Source organism: Thermodesulfobacteriota bacterium (assembly GCA_039028315.1).
Taxonomy (GTDB): domain Bacteria; phylum Desulfobacterota_D; class UBA1144; order Nemesobacterales; family UBA2774; genus CR02bin9.
In genome coordinates, this window is record JBCCIH010000170.1 from 1 (window position 1) to 5335 (window position 5335).

General features: G+C 39.5%; 4 protein-coding genes. 1 reads left to right on the forward strand and 3 read right to left on the reverse strand.

Annotated elements, in window-relative coordinates; all coding sequences use genetic code 11:
• Positions 1–151 precede the first annotated feature (151 nt).
• The gene (locus tag AAF462_09840) at positions 152–1018 is read right to left on the reverse strand and encodes an IPTL-CTERM sorting domain-containing protein (GenBank protein ID MEM7009421.1); all 867 of its coding nucleotides are present in this window, start codon (positions 1016–1018) and stop codon (positions 152–154) included.
• A gap of 139 nt (positions 1019–1157) precedes the next feature.
• Here AAF462_09840 and polA point away from each other — a divergent pair, with 139 nt between their 5' ends.
• Positions 1158–3857 (forward strand): DNA polymerase I, encoded by a 2700-nt coding sequence (gene polA / locus AAF462_09845; protein MEM7009422.1) that lies wholly within the window; start codon positions 1158–1160, stop codon positions 3855–3857.
• A gap of 29 nt (positions 3858–3886) precedes the next feature.
• On the opposite strand, the gene AAF462_09850 is transcribed toward polA, so the two are convergent.
• Both AAF462_09850 and AAF462_09855 read right to left on the reverse strand, forming a co-directional pair.
• On the reverse strand, positions 3887–4762 hold the full coding sequence (locus AAF462_09850; protein MEM7009423.1) for a hypothetical protein: 876 nt from the start codon (positions 4760–4762) through the stop codon (positions 3887–3889).
• 123 nt (positions 4763–4885) lie between these two features.
• Positions 4886–5335, reverse strand: a 450-nt coding sequence (locus tag AAF462_09855) for a transporter (GenBank protein ID MEM7009424.1), incomplete at its 5' end; no start/stop codon positions are given.

The following is a 5335-nucleotide window of genomic DNA, read 5'->3' on the forward strand; positions in this document are numbered from 1 at the left end:
ATTATATAACCTACAATTAAAATGCTTAGTGCGCTTATTATTAGGCTTAATAAAAGGGCTAACATAGGCTCTATTTTATATTGAATTGTCTAGAATTGGAATAGTTAAAATAAAAGGGGCGACAAGCGCCGCCCCTTATTTTGAGATTAAGTTAATTTTTTTGAAAACGTCTTTTGGCTACAACTACAGCAAATATTCCAATCAGTGCTGCTAAAGTAATTAGCCCCCACTGAGATAGAGTAGGGACATTTTTAGGTCCTGTATTTAAGGCATTTACTAACTCATCACACCTCTCCCATGAATAGAAGTATCCATTAATAGTGATACTACCTGCTTGAGGATCTGCAGCTGCTATTTCCGCAGAAATACTAGCTAGTTGTTCTGCGGGTACATTCATAGCAAAAGTCAAAGTATCATCTCCGGTACCGCAATCAATACTTTGTGCATCATTTGTGACAAGTAAAACTCTATTTCCTATAGTAATTTGATCATCATCATTAGATGTAGTTACTGCGTGGGCTCCTTGATTTGATATTGTAAATGTGGTGTTGCTTAATTCAACTATGTCGTTACCGGCTGCTCCATTTACACCTGCAGATCCGCATTCCAAAACGGCATTGTCTATGATAATTGTATCATCTTCGCTAGCGGCGTTTATACATCCGGAAGTATTGATTATTTTACTCCCGTCTAAGACATTCATTGTATCATTACCAGTACTCAAATTAATGCTAGGTCCAAGCATTATAGTTGCACCATTCATATTTAAAATATCATCTCCAGCAGATAGAGATATAAAATCCGGTCCAGTAATACTTGAGCCTTGGTTCATGTTTACAATGTCATTCAAAGTTGTTGTTTGAAGTCCATTATTGTCATTTCCATTACATTCAACCAATTGACCGCCGCCCGGCAAAGTATCTACAACATCACACTGAGCATTGGCTGTTAGAGTTAAAATTGATGAAGTTAGAACTAGAAACAATGTGGCTACTAGTATTGTATTAATTGTTTTCATTACATCCTCCTCTACATTGATATTTTAGTTTATACACTACATCAAAGAATAGTTCAACATATGGCCAAAATTCAATATAAAATATTATTAGTTTGCGTTTCTTTGACACTGCTTCATTAAAAACCTAAACTACAGGGGTATGGAAAAACCGGTTTTATATCTTATTGACGGAAGCTCTTACATATTCCGCGCCTATTATGCAATCAGACATTTGAGTAACTCAAAAGGCTTTCCGACCAATGCAGTTTATGGTTTTACCGCAATGCTTTTTAAATTTTTAAAAGACTATGAGCCTACTCATCTGGGAATAGTCTTTGACTCGAAAGGCAAAACCTTCAGAGATGATATATATCCCCTCTATAAAGCCAATAGAAGTGAACCGCCTGAGGATTTAGTCCCCCAATTTGAAAAGATATTTGAGATGGTAGATGCCTTTAATATCCCTCAGGTTCAGCTAGAAGGCTATGAGGCCGATGACCTTATGGGCACAATTTCTGTAGAGGCAGAGAAGCAGGATGCAGAAGTTATATTAGTGACAGGGGATAAAGATTTCTGCCAGCTCGTGTCTGATAAAGTTACTCTTTTGGATACGATGAAGAATAAAATCACCACCACAAAAGATGTGCAAGAGAAATACGGCGTAAAACCCGATAGGGTGATAGATGTTTTTGCGCTTGCAGGTGACGCAGTAGACAACATACCGGGTGTTAAGGGCATCGGAGAGAAAACGGCTGTCAGTCTGATCTCTAAGTATGGCTCTTTAGAAGAGCTCTTTAAGAACTTGGATGAAGTTACAAAAAGGCAAAAAACTTTAATTGAAGAAAAAAAAGATGACGCAGTGCTAAGCAAGGAGCTAGTAACCATAAAGACGGATATCGATATTAATACAGATATCAATACTTTTGAGTATAAGGGATTTGATAATGAGAAGTTAAAAAAGATATTTAGCGAGCTCGAATTTAAAAACCTAATTAGAGAGCTAGGTGATGACGCCGGTTCTGATGACGATACTCAGCAAAACAGCACAGTTTCTTATGATGACTATCATCTTGTGCTATCAGAGTCAGATTTAGACAAAGTAATTAAGAAGATTAACAAGACCAAAGAGCTTTCAATAGATTTAGAGACAACTTCCCAATATCCTATGCTGGCTTCTATTGTAGGAATTGTGCTTTGTCCCCAGGCTCATGAGTCCTATTATGTTCCAGTTGCTCATAGAGCACTTACAGACGCATCAACAAATCAGCTCAATTTAAATTTGGTACTGGAAAAACTTAAACCCATATTGGAAAGTGAGAAAATTTCTAAGATAGGACAAAATCTAAAATATGAACTGGTCGTATTAGCAAAATACGGTCTTGATCTAAAAGGTATAACTTTTGATACAATGATTGCGGCTCATTTAATTGATTCCTCAAGAAACAGCTATAGTCTCGATGAGCTTTCAAGATATTATCTTGGTCACCAAATGATTTCATATAAAGATGTGACTGGGAGCGGTAAGTCCAAAATTGGTTTTGACGAGGTAGAGCTTGCAGTTGCTCGGGATTATGCGGCTGAAGATGCGGATGTAGCAATGATTCTTAGCAAAGTTCTTGCTCCTGAGCTTGATGACATGAAGCTCACCAAAGTCTTCAGCGATGTTGAGCTTAAGTTCTTAAGAGTTTTAGCTAAAGTAGAAATGAACGGGGTTAGAGTTGATGCGGATAAGCTTAAAGAACTTTCAAAAGAGTTTGAACTAGCGCTCAAAGAAATAGAGAAACAAATCTACTCGGAAGTCGGATATGAGTTTAATTTAAACTCTCCAATTCAGCTAAGAGAAGTACTATTTGAAAAACTTGATCTTCCGCAAAAAAAACTCACCAAGAAAGGGGAGCCCTCAACAGATGTTGAGGTATTGACTGATCTTAGCAAATTTCATCTGGTTCCCGAGAAAGTGCTTGAGCATAGAACACTATCTAAACTTAAATCCACCTATGTAGACTCTTTGCCCAGGCTAATAAACCCTGATACAAATAGGATACACACATCCTTTAATCCAGTAGGCTCATCGACCGGCAGGCTCAGTTCGAGCGATCCTAATCTGCAGAACATTCCTATCAAAACAGCCCAGGGAAGGCGTATCAGAGAAGCTTTTGTGCCGGAGAAAGGCTATACGCTACTTTCTGCGGATTACTCTCAAATAGAACTAAGACTGCTAGCTCATTTTTCGGGTGACGATAGTTTGATAGAGGCTTTTCAAAATGACAGCGATATTCACAACAGAACAGCTGCAGAAATATTTGGAGTCACTGAGGATTTAGTAACCCCAGATATGAGAAGGCTCTCAAAAAATATAAACTTCGGCATTATTTACGGCATCAGCGCATTTGGTCTGGCCAAACAGCTTGGCACCTCGGTATCGATCTCAAAAAGCTATATAGATGAGTACTTTAAGCGCTATGGTAAGGTAGAAGAGTATATCCAAAAATCGATCTCTGATGCTCAAACAAAGGGCTATGCAGAGACAATACTTGGGAGAAGACGGCCTATTCCAGAGCTTGGTTCAAATAACAGGGGGCTTAGGGGATTTGGGGAGCGTACTGCAATGAATACGCCTATCCAAGGATCAGCCGCTGATATAATAAATATCGCCATGATCAGAATAAATGATGAATTGGCAGATTATGAGTCTAGAATGATTCTCCAAGTACACGACGAGCTTTTGTTCGAAGTCAAAAATGATGAGTTAGAAAAACTTTCCAAGATGGTAAAGGAAGAAATGGAAGGCGCATGGGAGCTTATAGTTCCGATAAAAGTTGATATGGGCACAGGTGAGAACTGGGCCGAAGCTCACTAATCTCACAATTGTATAACCCGCTTCGCTATTTAATTCCCACCACTTACTAAAGTACAGGTTCCTGTTTGAGCCATGGAATTGCCGGATACCCTAACAGCATCTTTGTCTCCGGTGATTGTGCAGTTGTTCTGAGGATCAATAAGCACCGCAGAATTTCCAGAAGTCCGTATACCGTTTTGTCTGTCAGAGGTAATGAAAATATTATTGTTAATTGGGTTTGAAGTCATTGAAACTGTTACAGATGAGTTGTCCTGTGTGCGTATGCCGTCTTGTCTCGCGCTTAGGTTTATATCCTCATCAGCCTGTAAATTAACAAATCCGAAGCTTGATGTTGTAATACCCTCAGAGCAATTAATCAATGAAATGCTCTGAGCTGTTATTTCAACCCTGCTGTCGCCTTTGGCTCTTATACAGTTATTGCCTCTACCGTTGATTTGAAATGTAGCCTCAGTTGAATTGAAAATTACTTCATCAAAACTTGATAGTCGGATTCTTCTTTGGTCAACCGTCCATTCTGTGAATATGATCTCAGGTGTAATGGTGTCGATTATTTCATTTAGCTGTACATCACTTCCTCTGGTCACACTGATGGTTCTTGAGAGAATAAAATCATCGCCCTCAAACTCAATTCTAGGGCTGTCATCATCTGGCGTGTAGGTGATTCTAAAGTCGCCCGCATTATTTGTGCGGTCTGAACTACGTCTTCTGTTACCTTCAAAAATGCTCACTCTTATACCTGATACATCTCCAGAGCCTCCTATGACTTCTTCAACAGTTCCGCGTATAGTGGTTTTGTTATTACCTCCGCCTCCACTGCTTCCGCAGCCGGTTATACCAGTTGCCATATATGAGGTTGCAATAATTAGGATTACTAGAAATGTGTTTAGGTTTAAGAATCTTGCCATCATATCCTCCGAGCATTAAGTGGTTTTAAATAAGCAATAACTATATAATAACTGATAATACCTCATTTTACATATAGAAAATGCGCCCCATATAAGAGCGCATAATCTATATGATTTTCGTTTTTAATAGGCTGCAAATGAGTACTGCCAGCCTGCAGTTAATACAAAATCTGTCTCAAGCTGAGGTCCATCTAAGTCCTGATAGATCGGGAAGCCCATCTCGATTGCAAGTCGTTGCCCCTTTATAAACTTTGGACCCTCAGGGACATAAAAATTAAGCCCGAATAAAAGATCTAGCCTGTTTCCGCCCCTTAGGTTGGGATCCGCAGTCGGCACGACCGCAGGGTTTAACGCAGGGTCTGCGCCGTCAATATTTCCCCAAAACTGCCAGTCGAGCCTACCAGAAGTGCTTATCCAGTTATACCAGTCATATGCTCCCCATGCAGTTAGATCAAGCACATTGCCCAGGGTATAATCCCTATCGTTTTCTCCCAGTCTGATAACTCCGCTAACCTGCGATCCCCAGGAAATATTATTAAACTGCCCAAGGTAAGTTATACCGGGCAGGAGATC

Coding starts and splice junctions, on each gene's coding strand:
- AAF462_09840 (MEM7009421.1), bottom strand. CDS start 1,018: ATGAAAACAATTAATACAATACTAGTAGCCACATTGTTTCTAGTTCTA.
- polA (MEM7009422.1), top strand. CDS start 1,158: ATGGAAAAACCGGTTTTATATCTTATTGACGGAAGCTCTTACATATTC.
- AAF462_09850 (MEM7009423.1), bottom strand. CDS start 4,762: ATGGCAAGATTCTTAAACCTAAACACATTTCTAGTAATCCTAATTATT.